General features: G+C 56.5%; 1 protein-coding gene and 1 pseudogene. Both read left to right on the top strand.

Annotation, left to right across the window (positions count from 1 at the left end):
* Nucleotides 1–15 precede the first annotated feature (15 nt).
* Nucleotides 16–771, top strand: a complete 756-nt coding sequence (locus E3W21_RS03815; RefSeq protein ID WP_256661496.1) for an Ig-like domain-containing protein — start codon at nucleotides 16–18, stop codon at nucleotides 769–771.
* A gap of 231 nt (nucleotides 772–1,002) precedes the next feature.
* A pseudogene (locus E3W21_RS31090) lies at nucleotides 1,003–1,405 on the top strand (hypothetical protein); the annotation flags it as partial.

Raw genomic sequence — 1,405 nt, forward strand, 5'->3', positions numbered from 1 at the left:
TCCAAAGGCCAACCGATGGCTGACTTGACCACAGGGGTCTGGACCTTGAAGGTGTCTGCGCTGAGCGTGGCGGCTCACAGCATCACCGCCAAAGCATTGTATGGCAGTGGCGTAACCTCGGCGGCGCGCATCTTTACCGTCGGCGCAGAGCTCGTCGTGGATACATCACCCGTGATCCTGAATGGGCTCAACATTACCGCTGATCCGACATTTAATTGGTTCCCTAGCGGAAATCATCCAGCCGGAACGACCCAGCGGCGTAGCGCCTCGGGAGGCACCCAACCTTACACTTACTCCTCAGACAATCCTCTTATAGCCTCCGTCGACAACACGGGCCTCATCATAGGCCTGCGTAACGGATCAACCACGATCAAGGTCGGTGATGCCGCGGGTCGTCAAAAAAGTATCACCATCACTTGTTCCAACAATTTCGTCATACAAGGTCGTCACGCCACGGGGCAAATGGCAGTTAAGATCAGTATTATCAGAGGATTAATGTCTTCCGCCCAAGGCACCTCTCCCACCAATTACCCTGGATTCCTCCAAGCTGTTAGCACGAAATATGAGACGGCACTCTATCCGCACTCCTCCGGATGGTTATGCGGCCCCAGCTACCCATTCACTGCACCTAACTATCCGCAACGAACGGGTTCGGACCATCTCTTCTTCCCTAACGCCAACGGGACATGGAGAATAGGGACAGTTGTAGCGTCCATTATTCCGGGAGATGACTTGGGGTTTTTCTCATACTACTGGCTCAGGCCTCTGTAATACGATCGGTTTTTAACGGATGGAGGAAATCCGGGGACCTCCATTAGCCGGTTCTACGTCAATATCCCAAAGCTACCCACCCTGCCTTTTTAACGGCGGGGTGTTTCCCTCGTTAAACCTGATCGGTTGAACCGATCGAACCCGTTTCCTTGTTTTTGGCTACGACCATGCCACCCACATCGATCAAGCAGTGGTGATGCTAACAGTACCGCCCTGGCGGTAACCCGCCCTATGCTGAGCGTGACTTGGACCGGCGCTGCCGGCACCCCGGTCGACGGTTCGCACACCATCACGGCGGCCCCCATCAGCAGTATCGGTCTTGAGATTCCGGTACCGGTGTCGGTGATTGCCTTTAACCTGGGCAAGCCGGTCACCATCAGCTACACCGTTACGCGCAACGGCCAATCGCAACCCTCGCAACCCTTTTCGCTGAACGTGCAGAGCATTCCCAACCAGGATGGCGCCTTGCCCACGCCGGCCATCGACCGTGCGGTGGGCAACGTGCTGGACGTTAACAGCCTGGTAGGCACCGAGTATCTGCGGGTGGCTCAATGGCCCTTCCAACTGTCAGGGCAGCGAGTCTGGCTGCGCTATGACGGCATCCTGGATAACGGCGCACCGACCGAGCAGGTCG

The organism is Pseudomonas sp. F01002 (assembly GCF_004402115.1).
In the GTDB taxonomy this organism is placed as follows: Bacteria; Pseudomonadota; Gammaproteobacteria; order Pseudomonadales; family Pseudomonadaceae; genus Aquipseudomonas; species Aquipseudomonas frigoris.

Bases quoted from the DNA above. Each gene is read 5' to 3' on its own strand.
- E3W21_RS03815 (WP_256661496.1), top strand. From the start codon at position 16: ATGGCTGACTTGACCACAGGGGTCTGGACCTTGAAGGTGTCTGCGCTG.